Below are 19,060 nucleotides of genomic sequence, written 5' to 3'. Positions count from 1 at the left end.
CTCTCGTTGCTATCAGCGCAAATCTCACCGCACCAAAATGCACGATCGGCACAAAGAAATCCATCATACGAATTCGAAATCCTCATCCGATCGATATCGGTCGACGATGTTTCGTAGATCGATCAACCGGAATCTCGGAGCTACATTGATTCCACCTTGCTTGCGCACAACTACCTGCATGCGACTTCTCTCGATTCGGCACGAGCACATTCGCGCGAAGCGTCGCACTTCAATCGGCCCCTACCTCCCGGGGAGATAACCATTACCCCACTTGCCGACGCGCGCCATCGCCCCCTGTCGCTACAATAGGCGCCATGAACGCCCCCACCTCCTCCGACACGCCCGATTCCGGCGACGCGCACATCGCGCGCAACCGGCTCGAGGCGCACCTGGATGCCGCGCCGCGCGCGTGGCCGCTCGATATCGTCGCCGCCACCGGCTCGACCAACGCCGACGTCGCGACCCGCCTCAAGGCGCTGCCGCGCACCGCGAACGCGCTGCCCGCGCCGCTCGTGCGCGTTGCGTTCGAGCAGACGGCCGGCCGCGGCCGGCAAGGCCGTCCGTGGTTCGCGCAGCCCGGCAACGCGCTGCTGTGCTCGGTCGGCTGCATCGTGCCGCGCCCCGTCGACGCGCTCGGCGGCCTGAGCATCGCGATCGGCGTCGCGCTCGCGGAAGGGCTCGCGGCGCTGCCGCTCGACGCCCGCACGCGCGTCGCGCTCAAATGGCCGAACGACCTGCTGCTGACGGCCACCGACGACGGCACGCCGCGCATCGTCGGCAAGCTCGCCGGGATCCTGATCGAAACCGTCTGGACCACCGCCGACGCGACCGCCGTCGTGATCGGCTTCGGCATCAACGTGCGCGGCGCGGAAGCCGTCGCCGCGCAGGTCGATGCGCTGCGCGCGCGCGAAGCGACGCTCGCGAGCGGGCTGCCGCCGGCCGCGCTGTCGGCCGCGTGCGCCTCGGCGAACCTCACCGACACGCTCGCCGCCGCATTGAACGCGCTGACACCCGCGCTCGCGCAATTCGGGACCGACGGGCTCGCACCGTTCCTGCCGCGCTGGCATGCGCTGCACGCGTACGCGGGGCGCGAAGTCGTGCTGCTCGAACAGGGCGTCGAACGCGTGCGCGGCATCGCGACGGGCATCGACGCGACCGGCCAGTTGCTGCTCGACACGCCGGACGGCATGCAGGCGATCGCGGCAGGCGACGTGTCGCTGCGCGAAGCGCAATGAGCGACGCGCATCTGCTGATCGACGCCGGCAACAGCCGGATCAAGTGGGCGCTCGCCGACGCGCAGCGCACGCTCGTCGACACCGGCGCATTCGGCCATACGCGTGACGGCGGCGCCGATCCCGACTGGTCGAGCCTGCCGCGTCCGCGCGGGGTCTGGATCTCCAACGTCGCGGGCGCCGACGTGGCTGCACGGCTGAACGCCTTGCTCGACGCACGCTGGCCAGGCCTGCCGCGCACAACGATACGCTCGCGCCCCGTGCAGTGTGGCGTGACGAACGGCTATACGACGCCCGAACAGCTCGGCAGCGACCGCTGGGCCGGCCTGATCGGCGCGCGCGCGGCATTTCCGGACGAACACGTGCTGATTGCGACGTTCGGCACCGCGACGACGCTCGAGGCGCTGCGCGCGGACGGCCGTTTCACCGGCGGGCTGATCGCACCGGGCTGGGCGCTGATGATGCGCGCGCTCGGCACGCACACCGCGCAGTTGCCGACGCTCACCACCGATATCGCGAGCGGGCTGCTCGCGGGCGCGCAGGCCGAACCGTTCCAGGTCGATACGCCGCGCTCGCTGTCGGCCGGCTGCCTGTATGCGCAGGCGGGGCTGATCGAGCGCGCGTGGCGCGATCTCGCCGACGCATGGCAGGCTCCGGTGCGGCTCGTGCTGGCTGGCGGTGCGGCCGACGACGTCGCACGTGCGCTGACGCTGCCGCATACGCGGCACGACGCGCTGATCCTGTCGGGGCTCGCGCTGATTGCCGCGGAAACGGCGGCGCAGGATTGACGGAGCGCGACCGGCATCGCGCCGGCGCGCATGGCCGAAAGCCCGTGCTGCGGGTTTCGCCGCGATGACGACGCGCCCCGCCCGCATCGCGGCCTGCCCCCGTGCAGACGGATGCAGACGGCCGCACGCACACGCGGCCGGGCCGCTGCGAACGATCCATCGGCCGCAATGAAAAAGCCGGCCAAACGGCCGGCCCGACTGGACTGAATGGTGGAACGACTGACCAACGACGAGGAGTGTCGACGATGCTGCGCTGGCTGATCGCTGTTCTCTTTCTCGCCAACCTGCTCGCGTTCGTGCTGGCGCGCGGCATGTTCTGGCCGCTGCCGGCCGCGGGCCCGCGCGAACCGGGCGTGCTGTCCCGGCAGGTGCAGCCAGACGCGCTGCGTGCGACGCCGCTCGCGCAGGCGAGCAATCAACCCGTGATCGGCGGCCCGATCGCCGCGCCGGCCGTCACGGCCGAGCCGCTCCCGGCCTCCGCGCGCTGACGGCGCGCCCCCCGCGTCAGGACTGCTGCGCGCGCACCTTCTTCAGCAGCGCCGTGGTCGAGCGATCGTGCTCGAACGGAATCGCGAGCGCCCGCCCGCCCCAGCCGCGCACCAGCGCCGATTCCGGCAGCGCGTCCATGTCGTAGTCGCCGCCCTTCACGAGAATGTCCGGACGAACGGCGTCGATCAGCGACACGGGCGTCTTCTCCTCGAACTTCACGACCCAGTCGACGCTTTCCAGCGCCGCGAGCAGCGCCATCCGGTCTTCCTCTCGGTTGATCGGACGGTCGTCGCCCTTGCCGAGCATGCGCACCGACGCATCGCTGTTCACGCCGACGATCAGGCACGCGCCGAGCGCCTTCGCGTCGGCCAGATACGTGACGTGGCCGCGATGCAGAATGTCGAACACGCCGTTCGTGAACACGACGGGCGAAGTCAGCGACGCGCGCAGGGCAACGAGGGCGTCGCGGGTGATCAGCTTGCGTTCGAAGGTAGCGGACATGACGGAGGTCGGGTGAAGTAAGCGATGCGCGTCGTGACGAAACACGGCCGCGCCAGATAAAAAGCCCGCCGGATGGCCGGGCGGGCTTCATGCAGGGATGCAGCGCGGCACTCGCGACCGGCGCGACGTCACGCCGGGTGCGATGCCTGTCGGCCTCAGGCCGGTTGCGCGGCCGACGACGGGCCGCTTTCGGCCTGCAGGCGGCCGGTGACTTCCTTGCGGTAGCGGTTCAGTTCCTGCGCGGTCGCGAAGGTGCGCTCGAACAGGATCGACAGGTTGTGCAGGATCCGTTCGACGACCTTCTTTTCCCACTCGCCGTCGAAGCGGATCTGCTCGTCCAGCCAGCGCTCGAGCCATTCCGGATCCGGCAGGCGCGACTGCACGGTGTCGCGCGGGAACAGCGCCTGGTTCACGTGCAGGTTGGTCGGGTGCAGCGGCTTCTCGGTGCGACGCGCGGACGCCATCAGCACGCCGATCTTCGCGAACGCCGCACGCGCGACGTCGCCGCAGTTGTTCAGCGCCTTCTTCATGTAGCGCAGGTACGCGCCGCCGTGACGTGCTTCGTCGCGCGAGATCGTTTCGTAGATCTGCTTGATGACCGGCTCGGTGTGCCAGTCGGCCGCGCAGCGATACCAGTGGTTCAGGCGGATTTCACCGCAGAAGTGCAGCATCAGCGTCTCGAGCGGCGGCGCCGGATCGAACTGGAAGCGCACGGCGTGCAGTTCTTCCTCGGTCGGCACCATTTCCGGGCGGAAGCGGCGCAGGTATTCCATCAGCACGAGCGAGTGCTTCTGCTCTTCGAAAAACCAGACGCTCATGAACGCGGAAAAGTCGCTGTCATGCTGGTTGTCGCGCAGGAACATCTCCGTCGCGGGCAGCGCCGACCATTCGGTGATCGCGTTCATCTTGATCGTCTTCGCCTGCTCGTCGGTGAGCAGTGAAGCGTCGAACTTGTCCCACGGAATGTCCTTCTCCATGTCCCAGCGGACAGCTTCGAGCGACCTGTAAAGTTCCGGATAAAGCATGGTGTTCATGATGGTCCCACCCCTGTTCTGCGCAATGCGACTTCTCTAAACGTGACTGTTGCCGCGTGGGCGCGCGAGCGCGCTTTTTGCAGCCAAGACTCTAATTTTACGCGTGAATTCGCCCCCGGACGTGGATTCCGCGTCCGGCAGCCGGGCGGCCGCGCTGCCGCCTTGTGACACGCCGCAGCCCCGCTCCACTCGAACGGAACCGGCCGCGCGTGCCTGATGTGGGGGCCGGCGCAAGCCGGCTCATTGGCGAGCCCGTCCCTGCGCCACGCGGTTCCCGGACGGGTTCCCGTGCGGCAGCCGGACCGGCGGGCTGCTCGATATGGTATATACGGCGGCGGCCATAATAGCACGCGCGCATGACCGTTCCGAGACGCCCGCCCGGTCGCACGCCGCCAACCTCGGTGCGGCGATCGGTCGCGGGCAACCGTAGCAAAAATGCAACCCGTCTGTAAGCATGGCGTCCTATGGGTGCATTCGGCATGCGTCACACCCGCATTTCGCCGGCCGCGTGACCGCCTTCCGGCGACATGCCGGCCGCCGCCGCGCTGCCGCCGTCGGCATGCGCGATCCAGCCGGCGAGCGTCTCGCGCTGCGCACGCCCGTCGCGATAGCCGAGCTCGATCAGCTCGCGCGTAAATGCCTCCTCGAACAGCAGATAGCTCGCGAACGACGCGCCGGCCGGCTGGCTGCCGCCGATCGCGCCGAGCAGCCCGCGCATCGTCGCCGGCATCTGCTTCAGGTGTTTCGCGGCGATCAGCTCGATGCGCTCGGACGGCGCGATCGCGAGCACGTCGACGTGCCGCCAGCCGCTGTCCACTTCGACCTGGTGCGGCAGGTGCTCGATCATCCGGTTGATGTGCTCGATCCGCTCGATGTCCGAGCCGATCGAATCGAGAAACACGCTGGCGAGCACCTGCTGGCCGATCTGCGCGAGCGTCGGATAGCCGCGCACCAGCCCCGAGCCGTTCCCGGCGGGAATCTCGGGACGCGGATCGGCCGCGCCGATCACGACGATCCGGTCCGCGCCGAAGTGGATCGCCGGCGACAGCGGCGCGACCTGGCGGATCGACCCGTCGCCGAAATACTCGATCTGTCCGTCGAGCACGAGCGGCACGGCCGGGAAGACGAACGGAATGGCCGACGACGCGAGCAGGTGCGACGCCGACAGGTCGACGAGCCGCGCGGTGCGCTGCGCGCGCCGCCACGCCTGGATCGGTTCGGCGGCCTGGTAGAAGGTCAGGTGCCGGCCGCTCGAATAGCTGAGCGCCGTGATCGAGAGCGCGTGCAGCAGGCGGCTCTCGAGCATCTGCTCGATCCGGTGGAAACTCAGTTCGCGCTGCAGCAGGTGCGCGAGCGGCGCGTTGTCGAGCAGCCCGCGCGGCGAACGGCGCGCCGCCCAGCCGAAGGTCATCGCCGCCAGCCAGCGCGCGCCGGCCAGCGCGATGCCGAGCCAGTCGGTGCGATACACGTAGTCGGCGCGCAGCGGCTCCCAGAATTCGAGCAGACGGCGCACGCCGTGCGAAAAATCGTCCGCGTGGCTCGCGATCGACGTCGCGTTGATCGCGCCGGCCGACGAGCCGCACACGACCGCGAACGGCAGCGTATGCCGGTGCGGATCGGCCTCGCGCGCAATCTCGGCCAGCGCCTTCAGCACGCCGACCTGGTAGGCGGCGCGTGCGCCTCCTCCCATCAGAACGAGCGCGAGCCGCATGATCGACCTGCTACCGGGTTCGCGTCACGTCGAGCGTTTCGGCGGACGGGTTGCGGGCGACGAAGCGGCCGCCGCGCGTGCCGCGGCCGAGCCGGCCGGCTTCGCGCGCTTCGCCGCGGGCTTGCGCGGCGCAGCCGCCGCGGCCGGTGCAGGCGGCTCGGCCTGCGCCGGGCCTGCGGCCGAAGCCGCCGCCGGCGCTTCGCCCGCCGCGGCGGGTTGCGCGCCCGGCTGCGTCATCGCGAGGCTCGCGAGCTGGTTGAACTGCGCTTGCAGCAGGTTCCACCAGCCGGACGGATCGAACGCCTGCTGCGCGGCATCGCCTGCGGGCGACGCATCCGCGGCGCCAGCCGCCGCAGCCGCATCCGGCGCGGGCCGTGCATCGGCGCGCGGCGCGGACGCCGCCTGCGCGGCCGCGGCGGCGGCTTCTTCAGCCGCCGACATCGAGGTTTGCGCGAATGCACCGAACGCGCGCAGCGTCGCGAGCGTCGCACGCTGCACCTCGAGCGCCTGGATCGCGGACTGCAGCATCCCGAGATTGAGCTTGAGCCATTGCTCGACCGCACGCAGATCGGTGATCCGCTTGTCGAGCTCCTCGACGCTCGTGAGCGGCGCCATCATGTCGGACATGCTCGACAGCGACGGCGGCAGCCCCGATGCGGCGCCGGGAAACGACGCCATGCCGCCGCCGAACGGCGACATCCGCATCATGTCCCACATCCGGTCGAGCATGTCGGCAGGCTTGAAACCGGCAAAGCCGGCGAAAGGATTGGAACCGGAAGCATCGGTGGTCATACGGGCATCCTGTTTGACTGGGGGAGCAAGGCGGCCGTCGCGCGGCGCGCAACCGCCTCTGGTTCGATCATAGCGCGCACCCGAACGGCACGTCAGAACGGTGCGTCGCCGCGGAAGTCGGGCGGACGCCGTTCGCGCAGCGAGCGGATGCCCTCCTGCACGTCGGGCCCGGAGAAACCCATGAATTCGAGCGCGAGCGACGTATCGAACGTCGGCCCGGCCGAGCGCAGCCAGTTGTTCAGCGCGTACTTGGTCCAGCGGATCGCCGGCTGCGAACCGTGCGCGAGCCGCTCGGCGACTTCGTAAGCCTTCGGCAGCAGGTCGGCCGGCTCGACCGCGAGCGACACGAGGCCGATGCGCTCGGCCTCCTCGCCGCTCACCGGCTCGCACAGCAGCAGGTAGTACTTCGCCTTCGCCATCCCGCACAGCAGCGGCCACACGATCGCGGCATGATCGCCGGCCGCGACGCCAAGCCGCGTATGGCCGTCGATGATGCGCGCATCCTTCGCGGCGATCGAGATATCGGCGAGCAGACCGGCGACGAGGCCCGCGCCGACGGCCGGCCCGTGCATCGCCGACACGATCGGCTTGCTGCAGTTGATCACGTTGTAGACGAGGTCGCGCGCCTCGCGCCACACGCGGGCACGCACGTCGAAGTCGTTCGCCATCGCCTCGACGAGCGCGAGATCGCCGCCCGCCGAAAAGCCCTTGCCCTCGCCGCGGATCACCGCGACGCGCGTGTCGGGATCGCGATCGACGTCGCGCCAGATGTCGGCGAGCTCGCGATGCATGCGCGCGTTCGCGGTCGCGAGGCCGCTGCGGTTCGCGCCCTCCCCGCTCATCACGATGTCGAGCACGCCATGATCGCGGCGCGTCACTTTCAGTGCTTCGTAACCGCCGTATGCGGCGAGATCGGCCATGCGCAGCTCCCGGGTTCCTGAAATGCGTCGAACGTTTGAAACGTCTGAGTCGAGTGTAGCCAAGCCCGCGCGGGCAAACATCGGGCGAAACCCGGCGCGCGGGCCGGGGCCGGGTTTCGCATGGGCATCAGGCCGCGCCGTCGGACGGTGCGACCGACTGCTCGATCGCGCCGAAGATCGACTTGCCCGCCGCATCGAACATCTCGATGCGTACGGTGTCGCCGTAGCGCATGAATTCGGTCTGCGGCGCACCGTGCTCGATCGTCTCGAGGCAGCGCTTCTCGGCGATGCAGCAGTAGCCGCGCTTCGCGTCCTTGTTCGACACCGTGCCCGAGCCGACGATCGAGCCGGCACGCAGGTTGCGCGTCTTCGCCGCGTGCGCGATCAGCTGGCCGAAGTGGAACACCATGTCGGTGCCGGCGTCGGGCTGGCCGACCTTCTTGCCGTTCCAGTGGACGATCATCGGCCGGTGCACGCGGCCTTCGCGCCATGCTTCGCCAAGCTCGTCGGGCGTGACCGCGACCGGCGCGAACGCGGTGGCGGGCTTGCTCTGGAAGAAGCCGAAGCCCTTCGCGAGCTCGGCCGGAATCAGGTTGCGCAGCGACACGTCGTTCACGAGCGTGACGAGCCGCACGGCCTTGAGTGCGTCGTCGGGCGACGCGCTCATCCGCACGTCGCCGGTGATCACCGCGACCTCGGCCTCGAAATCGATGCCCCATTCCTCGGACGGGCACACGACATCGTCGCGTGCGCCCAGGAGGTCGTCGCTGCCGCCCTGGTACATCAGCGGATCGGTCCAGAATTCCGGCGGCATCTCGGCACCGCGGGCGCGGCGCACGAGCTCGACGTGATTCACGTAGGCGGAGCCGTCGGCCCACTGGAACGCGCGCGGCAGCGGCGCCATGCAGTTCGCCGCGTCGAACGCGAACGCATTGCGCGCGCGGCCGTGGTTCAGCGCGTCGTACAGGTCGCGCAGTTGCGGCGCGTAGAACGCCCAGTCGTCGAGGACGCGCTGCAGCGTCGGCGCGATCGCATCGGCGATCGCCGCGGTGTGCAGGTCGCGCGACACGACGATCAGCTGGCCGTCGCGCGTGCCGTCCTTCAGCGATGCAAGTTTCATGGGGTATCTGCCGTTGTAGTGACGATGGAGGGAATCTATTTTACGATGGTGAATCCATGCGGCGCGCCACGATCGTGCATGCCGTTTTCGTCCCGACCCTTGCCGCCTTTTCGCGCCCCCGTTGCCCATGCCCGCCAGCCCGCTTCCCGACGACGATCTCGCTGACTCCGATACCGACGATGCCGGCTCCGGCGACGGCGAAAAAGTCCGCTCCGGCATCCAGTCGATCGAGGTCGGCTTTCGCCTGCTCGACGTGCTGACGAGCGAGCCGCGCGCGATGATGCTGCGCGACCTCGCGCAGCGTGCGGGCATGAGCCCTGCGAAGGCGCACCGCTATCTGGTGAGCTTCTCGCGGCTCGGCGTCGTATCGCAGGACCCCGTCTCGGGCCGCTACGAACTCGGCGGCTTCGCGCTGCAGATGGGGCTTGCACGGCTCGCACGCGTCGACGGCGTGAAGCTCGCGCGGATCGCGCTGACCGAATTGCGCGACCGCGTCGACCAGACGGTCGGCATCGCGGTGTGGGGCAACCAGGGGCCGACGATCGTGCACTGGATGGAATCGAGCCACCCCGCGAAGGCGTCGCTCAAGCTCGGCGACGTGATGCCGCTGCTCGGCTCCGCGACCGGCCTGCTGTTCGCCGCCTATCTGCCGCGCAGCAAGACCGCCGCGATGCTCGAGCGCGAACTCGCCGATACGCGCCGCTCGCCGCATCACGGCGGCCCGCGCACGCTCGACGAAGTCGATGCGGTGCTCGCCGACGTGCGCATGCATCAGGCCGCACGCGTCGAAGGGATGCTGCTGCCGACCATCCACGCGTTCTGCATGCCCGTGTTCGACGCCGTCGGCGAACTCGCGCTCGCCGTCGTCGCGCTCGGCCAGGAAGGCTCGTTCGACATCGCATGGGGCGGCGAGATGGATACGGCGCTGCGCGCATGCGCGCAGAAACTGTCGTACGAACTCGGCTATAGTCCGGACGCGCGCGACGCCTGACACGCGACGCGCACGCCACCCGTGCGCAATCCGCGCGATGCGCCGCGAACGCGCGGGGCATCCGGCGGTCCGATTCCTGTACCGCGCAGCGCGCGCGGTGCGCGACGACCGCCCCAACCCTGTTCCGATTCGCCGATGCCGCCTGCCGACACCCGTCCTCGTCACGCCCTGCCCCGCCGCTGGCTGCGCGCGGGCGTCGCGCTCGTCGTCGTGCTGGTGCTGCACACGCTCGCGGCATTGTGGCTGACGCGCAATCGCGAATCCTTCACGCCGCCCGCGCCCGCCGAAGTGCCGGTGCAGATCGAACTGCTCAAGCCGCAGCCGATCGAGCGCCAGCCTGCGCCGAAACCGGCTGCGCAGCCGGCCGAACCGGCGCCGGCGAAGCGCCCGCCCGCCGCACCGAAGCCCGCACCGGCGCGGGAACCCGTCCTCACGTCGACACAAACGGCCGAGCAGGGCGAACCGCCGCCGGCCGCGGCGTCCGCCGCGAGCGGCACGGCCGGCGCATCGGGCGCGCATGCGGCGTCGGCCGGCGGTGCGAGCGGCGCCGCGACGCCGGGGCCCGCCACGAGCGGCGTGAAGTTCTCCGCGCCGCCGTCGGGCGACCTGCAGTACGACACGTTCTACAACGGGATGCAGAACATGGTCGGCACGATCCACTGGCGCACCGACGGACGCACCTACGACCTCGCGGTGTCGATGCCGGTGCCGTTCGTCGGCCCGTTCACGTATCGCAGCGAAGGCCGGATCGACGCATTCGGCGTCGCGCCCGACCGTTACGTCGAAAAGCGCGGCCGGCGCCCCGAGGACATCGCGATCTTCAACCGCGAGATCCATCAGGTCGTCTTCACGCGCACGCCGAACAACGCACCGCTGCCCGACGGCGTGCAGGATCGCTTCAGCATGCTGATGCAGCTGTCGGGGCTCGTGCGCGGCAATCCGTCCGCGTACAAGCCGGGCGTCACGCAGCAGTTCTTCGTGATCGACAACAACAGCGGCGAAACCTGGCCGATCACCGTGATCGGCGACGAGGACGTGCAGACCCAGACCGGTGTCGTCAGGGCACGACACTTCATGCGCCTGCCGCGCCGCGACGGCGACACGCGCCGCATCGACATGTGGCTCGCGCCGTCGCTCGGCTGGCTGCCCGCGCGGCTCGTCCAGACGGAGCCGAACGGCGCGCAAATCGAGCTGCTGTGGCACGGCACGCTGGCACCGCCGGGTGTACCCTCTGGAACTGGGGCCGATGGCGACGCAACGAGCGGCGCTGCGAGTGCGCCGGCGTCGGCCGCACCGGCCGCGCAACCGGCGCAACCCGACGCACAACCCGCGCCGCCGGCCGCCGGGCAACCGCCCGCACCACCGGCTGCAACGCCTGCGTCATCGACGGCCGGGCCGTGAATGCGATGAATCGGCAATTTCGACCGATTAAAGCGCTGACGGAAATGGCCGATGACACTCTTTAACAACTATTTCAGTACACCGGACGACAATAAGAAACGTTTGATAGACATCGGCTTCTAACCGATACACCCCACGCAAACGGGAGAACGGGGTGTGCAGCGCAAGCCCCTTGAAACCGGCAAGGCCTGCCCCACTTATGGGACAACAAGGCCAGATGCCACTGCGAAGAGGAGTGCCGCCATGCAAATGATCTACAACAGCCCCAACTACTGCGTCGTCGAATTTGCGCCGCAGGCCGGTCACCATCTGATGAATGCCGGCGGATACGAAATCGTCGACAAGAATGCGCAGCGCGAGATCTTCATCGACGGCGAGCTTGCCGAGCGATTCCGCGCACACGTGAAACAGCTGATCGAGGATGAACCGTCGCTCGACGAAGTGGACGAATTCCTCGGACAGTTCGACAGCCTGATGATGATGCCGGTCGTCCTGCACTGAACACTGAGCGGCCCGGCACGGCGCCGGGCCATTCACCGCGCCGCTGGCGCGGTGCCGCGAGCACTCCAATCCACGCCCCCGTCCGGTTCGCCGGGCGGGGGTTTTCGTTTGGTGCGGCCGGCACGCGGCGAAGCCGCGGCCTCGTTGCAAAGGCCACGCTCGCGCGCATGCGCCGTGCCACCGCCACGGCATCCGCATCCGCGTCGACGGCATGCGCAACCCGCGTGCCACGCCGCGCGAGGCCGGGCGGCGCCCCGGCGCACCGGCTACAATGACGGTTTTCCCGTCTTCGCCGGTCTCCCGCCATGTCTGCGACCCCTCTCGCCGCTTCCGCCCCGCTCGACGCGCCCTACACGCGCGGCGCCGAACTGCCTGCGCTGCTGAAATCGCGCATCCTGATCCTCGACGGCGCGATGGGCACGATGATCCAGCGCTACAAGCTCGACGAGGCCGCGTATCGCGGCGAGCGCTTCAAGGATTTCGCACGCGACATCAAGGGCAACAACGAGCTGCTGTCGCTCACGCAGCCGCAGATCATCCGCGAGATCCACGACCAGTATTTCGCGGCCGGCGCCGACATCGTCGAAACCAACACGTTCGGCGCGACCACGGTGGCCCAGGCCGACTACGGGATGGAAGATCTCGTCGTCGAGATGAACATCGAATCGGCGAAGCTCGCGCGCGAATCGGCTGCGAAATACTCGACGCCCGACAAGCCGCGCTTCGTCGCGGGCGCGATCGGGCCGACGCCGAAGACGGCGAGCATCTCGCCGGACGTCAACGACCCGGGCGCGCGCAACGTCACGTTCGACGAATTGCGCACGTCGTACTACCAGCAGGCGAAGGCGCTGCTCGACGGCGGCGTCGACCTGTTCCTGGTCGAGACGATCTTCGACACGCTGAACGCGAAGGCCGCGCTGTTCGCGCTCGACGAACTGTTCGAGGACACCGGCGAACGCCTGCCGATCATGATCTCGGGCACCGTCACCGACGCATCGGGCCGCATCCTGTCGGGCCAGACGGTCGAAGCGTTCTGGAATTCGCTGCGCCACGCGAAGCCGCTCACGTTCGGCCTGAACTGCGCGCTCGGCGCGGCGCTGATGCGCCCGTACATCGCCGAGCTCGCGAAGCTGTGCGACACCTACGTGTCGTGCTACCCGAACGCGGGCCTGCCGAACCCGATGAGCGACACCGGCTTCGACGAAACGCCGGACGTCACGTCGGGCCTCCTGAAGGAATTCGCGCAAGCCGGGCTCGTGAACCTCGCGGGCGGCTGCTGCGGCACGACGCCCGAGCACATCGCCGAGATCGCGAAGGCGCTCGCCGACGTGAAACCGCGCCGCTGGCCGAGCCAGTACAGCGACGCCGCCTGACCGACCGCCTCAACGCCCGCCCTACTTCATACGAATTCGCACCGCCATGACCGATCACATGATGCGCCTTGCCGGCCTCGAGCCGTTCAACGTCACATCCGGGACGCTTTTCATCAACGTCGGCGAACGCACCAACGTCACCGGCTCGAAGGCGTTCGCGCGGATGATCCTCAACGGCCAGTTCGACGAGGCGCTCGCCGTCGCGCGCCAGCAGGTCGAGAACGGCGCGCAGGTGATCGACATCAACATGGACGAGGCGATGCTGGATTCGAAGGCGGCGATGGTGCGCTTCCTGAATCTGATCGCGTCGGAGCCGGACATCGCGCGCGTGCCGATCATGATCGACTCGTCGAAGTGGGAAGTGATCGAGGCCGGCCTCAAATGCGTGCAGGGCAAGGCGATCGTGAACTCGATCTCGCTGAAGGAAGGCGAGGACGCGTTCCGCCACCACGCGAACCTGATCCGCCGCTACGGCGCGGCGGCGGTCGTGATGGCGTTCGACGAAACGGGCCAGGCCGATACCTACGAACGCAAGACCGAGATCTGCAAGCGCTCGTACGACTTCCTCGTGAATGAAGTCGGCTTCCCGCCGGAAGACATCATCTTCGACCCGAACATCTTCGCGGTCGCGACCGGCATCGAGGAGCACAACAACTACGCGGTCGACTTCATCGAGGCGACCCGCTGGATCAAGCAGAACCTGCCGTACGCGAAGGTAAGCGGCGGCGTGTCGAACGTGTCGTTCTCGTTCCGCGGCAACGATCCGGTGCGCGAGGCGATCCACACCGTGTTCCTGTACCACGCGATCCAGGCGGGGATGGACATGGGCATCGTCAACGCGGGCCAGCTCGGCGTGTACGCCGATCTCGACGCGGAACTGCGCGAGCGCGTCGAGGACGTGATCCTGAACCGCCGCGACGATTCCACCGACCGGCTCCTCGAAATCGCCGACAAGTTCAAGGCGGGCGGCGCGAAGAAGGAAGAGAACCTCGAGTGGCGCAACCAGCCGGTCGAGAAGCGGCTCTCGCACGCGCTCGTGCACGGCATCACGAACTTCATCGTCGAGGATACGGAAGAGGTACGCGCGAAGATCGCCGCGGCCGGCGGCCGGCCGATCAACGTGATCGAAGGCCCGCTGATGGACGGGATGAACATCGTCGGCGACCTGTTCGGCCAGGGCAAGATGTTCCTGCCGCAGGTCGTGAAGTCGGCGCGCGTGATGAAGCAGGCCGTCGCGCACCTGATCCCGTTCATCGAGGAAGAAAAGCGCCTGCTCGCGGAAGCGGGCGGCGACGTGCGCGCGAAGGGCAAGATCGTCATCGCGACCGTGAAGGGCGACGTGCACGACATCGGCAAGAACATCGTGTCGGTCGTGCTCCAGTGCAACAACTTCGAAGTCGTCAACATGGGCGTGATGGTCCCGTGCAACGAGATCCTCGCGAAGGCGAAGGTCGAGGGCGCGGACATCATCGGGCTGTCGGGCCTCATCACGCCGAGCCTCGAGGAAATGGCCTACGTCGCGTCCGAAATGCAGCGCGACGACTACTTCCGCGTGAAGAAGATCCCGCTGCTGATCGGCGGCGCGACGACCTCGCGCGTGCACACCGCCGTGAAGATCGCGCCGCACTACGAAGGCCCGGTCGTCTACGTGCCGGACGCCTCGCGCTCGGTATCGGTCGCATCGAACCTGCTGTCGGACGAAGGCGCGACGAAGTATCTCGACGAGCTGAAGTCCGACTACGAACGCATCCGCGACCAGCACGCGAACCGCAAGCAGCAGCCGATGGTCACGCTCGCCGACGCGCGCGCGAACAAGACCAAGGTGGACTGGGCCGGCTACACGCCGGTCAAGCCGAAGTTCATCGGCCGCCGCGTGTTCAAGAACTACGACCTGAACGAGCTCGCGAACTACATCGACTGGGGCCCGTTCTTCCAGACGTGGGATCTCGCGGGTCCGTACCCGGCGATCCTGAACGACGAGATCGTCGGCGAATCGGCGCGGCGCGTGTTCTCCGACGCGAAGTCGATGCTCGCGCGCCTGATCCAGGGCCGCTGGCTGACCGCGAACGGCGTGCTGTCGCTGCTGCCCGCCAACACGGTCAACGACGACGACATCGAGATCTACACCGACGACTCGCGCTCGGAAGTGCTGCTCACGTGGCGCAACCTGCGCCAGCAGAGCGTGCGTCCGGTGGTCGACGGCGTGATGCGCCCGAACCGCTCGCTCGCCGACTTCATCGCGCCGAAGGAGTCGGGGGTGGCCGACTACATCGGGATGTTCGCGGTGACGGCCGGCCTCGGCGTCGACGTGAAGGAGAAGCAGTTCGAAGCCGACCACGACGACTACAGCGCGATCATGCTGAAGGCGCTCGCGGACCGCTTCGCGGAAGCGTTCGCCGAAGCGATGCACGCGCGCGTGCGCCGCGAGCTGTGGGGTTACGCGAGCGGCGAGACGCTCGACAACGACGCGCTGATCGCGGAAAAGTACGCGGGCATCCGCCCGGCGCCGGGCTACCCGGCCTGCCCCGACCACCTCGTGAAGCGCGACATGTTCGCCGCGCTGCATGCGGAGGAAATCGGAATGAGCGTGACCGATTCGCTGGCGATGCTGCCGGCGGCGAGCGTGTCGGGCTTCTATCTGGCGCACCCGGACAGCCGGTATTTCTCGGTCGGGAAAATCGGGCAGGATCAACTCGACGACTACGCGCAGCGGATGCAGCTGTCGCTCGACGACGCGCGCCGCGCGCTCGCGCCGCAGCTCTGATCGCTCCCCGGGCCGTCGCCCGTTTGGTCAGACAAAAAGAAAAAGCCCGCTCGAGAGCGGGCTTTTTTCTGCGGTGCGAACCTGCGTCCCGCGGGCAGCGGGGCTCAGAAGCCCCAGTGCACATCGGCCTGGCCGGCCTTCGCTTCGCGCAGCATCATCAGGAACGGCGCGACCCGCTGCGCCAGGTTCGGCGGCAGTTCGTGGTGCGCGTGGTCGGCGTCGTCCTCGTGGAAATGGCCGGCGTGCTCGGCGCGCTCCTGCTTGGCCTGGGCGACCGCCCCTTCCAGCTTGGCGATCGCGCCGTCCAGTTCGTCGTGCGTAATGACGCCGCGTTCGCCCAGCTGCTTGCCGACGAGGCTCAGCACGTACACGGCGAAATCCTTCAGCACATCGAGATCCTGTGCCGCCTTGCTCTTGAACGTAATCATGACAAATCCCTTTTCATCTTGTTGTGCCCGCGCGGCGCGGTTGGGGAACGCCGGCAGGCCGGCGTCCGGCCTTCGCGGACGCGGGGCGCCTGATCGGCATATTAGCACCTGTTAAAATTCTGCGATCCCTGAAACGCGCGCCCGAAAAACGCGCCGGCAGGCCGGCGTTTCCGGCCGCCACCAACGAAGCCTTCTACCAGCATGCTGCCAGCACACAAACAGACCCTCGAAGCCCTGCTCGCGGATAGCGTCACGCAGGTCGCACACGCGCTGAAAGGCGCCGACACTTCCTTTGTCGCCCCCGCCATCACGCTGGAGCGCCCGAAGGCCGCCGCGCACGGCGATGTCGCGTGCAACGTCGCGATGCAGCTCGCCAAGCCGCTCGGCACGAACCCGCGCCAGCTCGCCGAACAGATCGTCGCCGCGCTCACGGCCCAGCCGGCCGCGCAAGGGCTCGTCGAGGCGGCCGAAATCGCCGGCCCCGGCTTCATCAACCTGCGCCTGACGGCCGCCTCGAAGCAGGCGGTGATCGCCGCCGTGTTCGACCAGGGCCGCGCATTCGGCACGTCGGACCGCGAAAAAGGCAAACAAGTGTTGCTCGAATTCGTGTCGGCCAACCCGACCGGCCCGCTGCACGTCGGCCACGGCCGCCAGGCGGCGCTCGGCGACGTGCTCGCGAACGTGATCGCGAGCCAGGGCTACGCGGTGCACCGCGAGTTCTACTACAACGACGCGGGCGTGCAAATCGGCAACCTCGCGATCTCGACGCAGGCGCGCGCGCGCGGCCTGAAGCCGGGCGACGCGGGCTGGCCGGAAGCCGCGTACAACGGCGAATACATCGCCGACATCGCGCACGACTACCTGAACCGCGAAACGGTCGCCGCGAAGGATGGCGAGCCGGTCACCGGCGCGGGCGACATCGAGGATCTCGACGCGATCCGCAAGTTCGCGGTCGCGTACCTGCGTCACGAGCAGGACATGGACCTGCAGGCGTTCGGCGTGAAGTTCGACCAGTACTACCTCGAGTCGTCGCTGTACAGCGAAGGCCGCGTCGAGAAGACGGTCGACGCGCTGATCAAGGCCGGCATGACCTACGAGCAGGACGGCGCGCTGTGGCTGCGCACGACCGACGAAGGCGACGACAAGGATCGCGTGATGCGCAAGTCGGACGGCACGTACACGTACTTCGTGCCGGACGTCGCGTACCACGTGACGAAATGGGAGCGCGGCTTCACGAAGGTGATCAACATCCAGGGCTCGGACCACCACGGCACGATCGCGCGCGTGCGCGCCGGCCTGCAGGGGCTGCACGTCGGCATCCCGAAGGGCTATCCCGACTACGTGCTGCACAAGATGGTCACCGTGATGCGCGACGGCCAGGAAGTGAAGCTGTCGAAGCGGGCGGGCAGCTACGTGACGGTGCGCGACCTGATCGAATGGTCGGGCGGCGCGGTGCCGGGCCAGGAAGCGGCCCCGGACCTGATCGACGAGGCGACCATCACGCGCGGCCGCGACGCAGTGCGCTTCTTCCTGATTTCGCGCAAGGCCGATACCGAGTTCGTGTTCGACATCGACCTCGCGCTGAAACAGAACGACGAAAACCCGGTCTACTACGTCCAGTACGCGCATGCGCGGATCTGCTCGGTGCTCAACGAACTGAAGTCGCGCTACAACGTCGACGCATCGCAGTTGCCGGGCGCCGACCTGACGCAGCTCACGAGCCCGCAGGCCGTGTCGCTGATGCAGAAGCTCGCCGAATATCCGGACATGCTCACGCACGCGGCAAACGAACTGGCACCGCACGCTGTTGCGTTCTATCTGCGCGACCTCGCTGGCGAATTCCACTCGTTCTACAATGCGGAGCGCGTGCTGGTCGACGACGAAGCGCCGCGCAATGCGCGCGCCGCGCTCCTCGCCGCGACCCGGCAGGTGCTCGAGAATGGTCTGGCGGTGCTCGGCGTGTCCGCGCCCGCCAAGATGTAAGCGGCCCGAACCGGGCAGCGAATGGCCGCGGCAGCGCCGCTGCGGCCTTTTCACGATTCTTTTTGCAGGTGACTCAAGCAATGGCACAACCACGCCGAACTTCGAAGCAATCGAAACAAGCCGGAGGAACATTTCTTGGAATCGTGCTGGGCCTGATCGTCGGCCTCGCGATCGCAGTGGTCGTGGCGCTCTATATCACGCGTTCGCCGTCGCCGTTCGTGTCGAAGGTCGCACCGCCGCCGGCCGACAACGGCGCGAGCCAGCCGCAGCAGTTCGACCCGAACCGCGCCCTGCAGGGCAAGACACCCGGCCAGCCGGTGCCGCAGGCCGCGCAGCCCGCGCCGCCCAATACCGCACCCGGCCAGGCCGCGAACCAGACCCAGGGCGGCCTGCTGCCCGAACCGCAGATCGTCGAAGTGCCGCCGTCGGGCAACGCGAACGGCTCCAGCGGCTCGAACAGCACGAGCGGCACGAACGCGTCGAACAATGCATCGTCGGGTAACGGCGTCGCCGTCGCGCCGAAGCCAGCCGACAACACGCCGCCGCCGCCGAAGAAGACGCAGCAGGCGCAGCAACAACAGCAGCAGCAAGGCGGCGAGGACGATCTCGCACGCTTCGCGGCGCAGAAGCAGGCGCAACAGGCCGCCGCGCAGAAACAGCAGCAAGCCGCCAACACGGCGAAGCCGACGTCGTCCACGACGGCTGCCGCCGCAGCGAAGCCGCCGACCGCGGCCGACGCGAACACCGGCTACTTCCTGCAGGTCGGCGCGTATAAGACGGAAGGCGACGCCGAGCAGCAGCGCGCACGCCTGGGCTTCCAGGGTTTCGAGTCGAAGGTGTCGAAGCGCGATGTCAGCGGCGTGACGTATTTCCGCGTGCGCGTCGGCCCGTTCTCGAAGTTCGAGGAGATGAACTCGGCCCGTCAGCGCCTGTCCGATGCAGGTGTCGACACGGCGGTGATCCGCTTTTCGAAGCAGTAAGCAGCCGGCCGCGCCCACGCAGAACCCGTTACGTTCCGTAACCCGAGCAACT

The 19,060-nt window shown here is 68.2% G+C and carries 17 protein-coding genes; 10 read left to right on the top strand and 7 right to left on the bottom strand.

Going from position 1 to position 19,060, the window contains the following annotated elements; translation table 11 throughout:
• Window positions 1–314 precede the first annotated feature (314 nt).
• From BX604_RS09170 to BX604_RS09160, 3 genes are all read left to right on the top strand, one after another.
• Window positions 315–1,235: a biotin--[acetyl-CoA-carboxylase] ligase gene (locus BX604_RS09170; protein WP_098550466.1), complete on the top strand. Its 921-nt coding sequence runs from the start codon at window positions 315–317 to the stop codon at window positions 1,233–1,235.
• Window positions 1,232–2,020 carry a type III pantothenate kinase gene (locus tag BX604_RS09165; RefSeq protein ID WP_098550465.1) on the top strand — a complete coding sequence of 263 codons (789 nt, stop codon included), beginning with the start codon at window positions 1,232–1,234 and terminating at the stop codon, window positions 2,018–2,020. Before BX604_RS09170 ends, BX604_RS09165 begins: the two co-directional genes overlap by 4 nt.
• 245 nt (window positions 2,021–2,265) lie before the next feature.
• Window positions 2,266–2,508 carry a hypothetical protein gene (locus BX604_RS09160; protein WP_098550464.1) on the top strand — a complete coding sequence of 81 codons (243 nt, stop codon included), beginning with the start codon at window positions 2,266–2,268 and terminating at the stop codon, window positions 2,506–2,508.
• Window positions 2,509–2,524: 16 nt separating this feature from the next.
• On the opposite strand, the gene rfaE2 is transcribed toward BX604_RS09160, so the two are convergent.
• The 6 genes from rfaE2 to BX604_RS09130 form a co-directional block, all read right to left on the bottom strand.
• Window positions 2,525–3,010: a D-glycero-beta-D-manno-heptose 1-phosphate adenylyltransferase gene (gene rfaE2, locus BX604_RS09155; RefSeq protein ID WP_098550463.1), complete on the bottom strand. Its 486-nt coding sequence runs from the start codon at window positions 3,008–3,010 to the stop codon at window positions 2,525–2,527.
• A gap of 155 nt (window positions 3,011–3,165) precedes the next feature.
• Window positions 3,166–4,044 (bottom strand): diiron oxygenase, encoded by an 879-nt coding sequence (locus BX604_RS09150; protein WP_047899142.1) that lies wholly within the window; start codon window positions 4,042–4,044, stop codon window positions 3,166–3,168.
• Between the two features lie 484 nt (window positions 4,045–4,528).
• Window positions 4,529–5,755, bottom strand: a complete 1,227-nt coding sequence (locus BX604_RS09145; protein ID WP_098550462.1) for a patatin-like phospholipase family protein — start codon at window positions 5,753–5,755, stop codon at window positions 4,529–4,531.
• A gap of 24 nt (window positions 5,756–5,779) precedes the next feature.
• Window positions 5,780–6,547 (bottom strand): PhaM family polyhydroxyalkanoate granule multifunctional regulatory protein, encoded by a 768-nt coding sequence (locus BX604_RS09140; RefSeq protein WP_098550461.1) that lies wholly within the window; start codon window positions 6,545–6,547, stop codon window positions 5,780–5,782.
• A 92-nt stretch (window positions 6,548–6,639) separates the two neighbouring features.
• Entirely contained in the window at window positions 6,640–7,467 is an 828-nt protein-coding gene (locus tag BX604_RS09135) for an enoyl-CoA hydratase/isomerase family protein (protein WP_096509057.1), read from the bottom strand.
• 127 nt (window positions 7,468–7,594) lie between these two features.
• Window positions 7,595–8,587 (bottom strand): fumarylacetoacetate hydrolase family protein, encoded by a 993-nt coding sequence (locus BX604_RS09130; RefSeq protein WP_098550460.1) that lies wholly within the window; start codon window positions 8,585–8,587, stop codon window positions 7,595–7,597.
• 127 nt (window positions 8,588–8,714) lie between these two features.
• On the opposite strand from BX604_RS09130, the gene BX604_RS09125 reads away from it, so the two are divergent.
• The 5 genes from BX604_RS09125 to metH all read left to right on the top strand — a co-directional run bounded on the left by BX604_RS09125 (window position 8,715) and on the right by metH (window position 15,617).
• Complete coding sequence (locus BX604_RS09125; protein ID WP_098550459.1) at window positions 8,715–9,578, top strand: IclR family transcriptional regulator; 864 nt, start codon at window positions 8,715–8,717, stop codon at window positions 9,576–9,578.
• Between the two features lie 135 nt (window positions 9,579–9,713).
• Window positions 9,714–10,979, top strand: coding sequence for a DUF3108 domain-containing protein (locus BX604_RS09120; RefSeq protein ID WP_098550458.1), 1,266 nt, complete (start codon window positions 9,714–9,716; stop codon window positions 10,977–10,979).
• A 243-nt stretch (window positions 10,980–11,222) separates the two neighbouring features.
• Complete coding sequence (locus BX604_RS09110; protein WP_006477667.1) at window positions 11,223–11,480, top strand: BTH_I0359 family protein; 258 nt, start codon at window positions 11,223–11,225, stop codon at window positions 11,478–11,480.
• Between the two features lie 305 nt (window positions 11,481–11,785).
• Entirely contained in the window at window positions 11,786–12,853 is a 1,068-nt protein-coding gene (locus tag BX604_RS09105; RefSeq protein ID WP_098550456.1) for a homocysteine S-methyltransferase family protein, read from the top strand.
• Between the two features lie 46 nt (window positions 12,854–12,899).
• Window positions 12,900–15,617: a methionine synthase gene (metH, locus tag BX604_RS09100; protein WP_175801546.1), complete on the top strand. Its 2,718-nt coding sequence runs from the start codon at window positions 12,900–12,902 to the stop codon at window positions 15,615–15,617.
• A 104-nt stretch (window positions 15,618–15,721) separates the two neighbouring features.
• Here the strand turns inward: metH and BX604_RS09095 are convergent, their stop codons facing one another.
• Complete coding sequence (locus BX604_RS09095) at window positions 15,722–16,045, bottom strand: DUF1840 domain-containing protein (RefSeq protein ID WP_098550455.1); 324 nt, start codon at window positions 16,043–16,045, stop codon at window positions 15,722–15,724.
• A gap of 201 nt (window positions 16,046–16,246) precedes the next feature.
• Between BX604_RS09095 and argS the strand changes: the two genes are divergently transcribed.
• Window positions 16,247–18,028: an arginine--tRNA ligase gene (gene argS, locus BX604_RS09090; protein ID WP_098550454.1), complete on the top strand. Its 1,782-nt coding sequence runs from the start codon at window positions 16,247–16,249 to the stop codon at window positions 18,026–18,028.
• Window positions 18,029–18,108: 80 nt separating this feature from the next.
• A complete protein-coding gene (locus BX604_RS09085; protein ID WP_098550453.1) occupies window positions 18,109–19,008 on the top strand; it encodes an SPOR domain-containing protein in 900 nt (299 codons plus the stop codon).
• Window positions 19,009–19,060 lie beyond the last annotated feature (52 nt).

Origin of the sequence: Burkholderia sp. JKS000303 (assembly GCF_002563755.1) — a bacterium.
Classification (GTDB): domain Bacteria; phylum Pseudomonadota; class Gammaproteobacteria; order Burkholderiales; family Burkholderiaceae; genus Burkholderia; species Burkholderia anthina_B.
Note: the sequence above shows the minus strand (reverse complement) of the source record. Positions and strands in the feature narration are given on the sequence as shown.

What these genes read in the sequence shown, in the direction of transcription:
- BX604_RS09170 (WP_098550466.1), top strand. Translation starts at nt 315, where the DNA reads ATGAACGCCCCCACCTCCTCCGACACGCCCGATTCCGGCGACGCGCAC.
- BX604_RS09165 (WP_098550465.1), top strand. Translation starts at nt 1,232, where the DNA reads ATGAGCGACGCGCATCTGCTGATCGACGCCGGCAACAGCCGGATCAAG.
- BX604_RS09160 (WP_098550464.1), top strand. Translation starts at nt 2,266, where the DNA reads ATGCTGCGCTGGCTGATCGCTGTTCTCTTTCTCGCCAACCTGCTCGCG.
- rfaE2 (WP_098550463.1), bottom strand. Translation starts at nt 3,010, where the DNA reads ATGTCCGCTACCTTCGAACGCAAGCTGATCACCCGCGACGCCCTCGTT.
- BX604_RS09150 (WP_047899142.1), bottom strand. Translation starts at nt 4,044, where the DNA reads ATGAACACCATGCTTTATCCGGAACTTTACAGGTCGCTCGAAGCTGTC.
- BX604_RS09145 (WP_098550462.1), bottom strand. Translation starts at nt 5,755, where the DNA reads ATGCGGCTCGCGCTCGTTCTGATGGGAGGAGGCGCACGCGCCGCCTAC.
- BX604_RS09140 (WP_098550461.1), bottom strand. Translation starts at nt 6,547, where the DNA reads ATGACCACCGATGCTTCCGGTTCCAATCCTTTCGCCGGCTTTGCCGGT.
- BX604_RS09135 (WP_096509057.1), bottom strand. Translation starts at nt 7,467, where the DNA reads ATGGCCGATCTCGCCGCATACGGCGGTTACGAAGCACTGAAAGTGACG.
- BX604_RS09130 (WP_098550460.1), bottom strand. Translation starts at nt 8,587, where the DNA reads ATGAAACTTGCATCGCTGAAGGACGGCACGCGCGACGGCCAGCTGATC.
- BX604_RS09125 (WP_098550459.1), top strand. Translation starts at nt 8,715, where the DNA reads ATGCCCGCCAGCCCGCTTCCCGACGACGATCTCGCTGACTCCGATACC.
- BX604_RS09120 (WP_098550458.1), top strand. Translation starts at nt 9,714, where the DNA reads ATGCCGCCTGCCGACACCCGTCCTCGTCACGCCCTGCCCCGCCGCTGG.
- BX604_RS09110 (WP_006477667.1), top strand. Translation starts at nt 11,223, where the DNA reads ATGCAAATGATCTACAACAGCCCCAACTACTGCGTCGTCGAATTTGCG.
- BX604_RS09105 (WP_098550456.1), top strand. Translation starts at nt 11,786, where the DNA reads ATGTCTGCGACCCCTCTCGCCGCTTCCGCCCCGCTCGACGCGCCCTAC.
- metH (WP_175801546.1), top strand. Translation starts at nt 12,900, where the DNA reads ATGACCGATCACATGATGCGCCTTGCCGGCCTCGAGCCGTTCAACGTC.
- BX604_RS09095 (WP_098550455.1), bottom strand. Translation starts at nt 16,045, where the DNA reads ATGATTACGTTCAAGAGCAAGGCGGCACAGGATCTCGATGTGCTGAAG.
- argS (WP_098550454.1), top strand. Translation starts at nt 16,247, where the DNA reads ATGCTGCCAGCACACAAACAGACCCTCGAAGCCCTGCTCGCGGATAGC.
- BX604_RS09085 (WP_098550453.1), top strand. Translation starts at nt 18,109, where the DNA reads ATGGCACAACCACGCCGAACTTCGAAGCAATCGAAACAAGCCGGAGGA.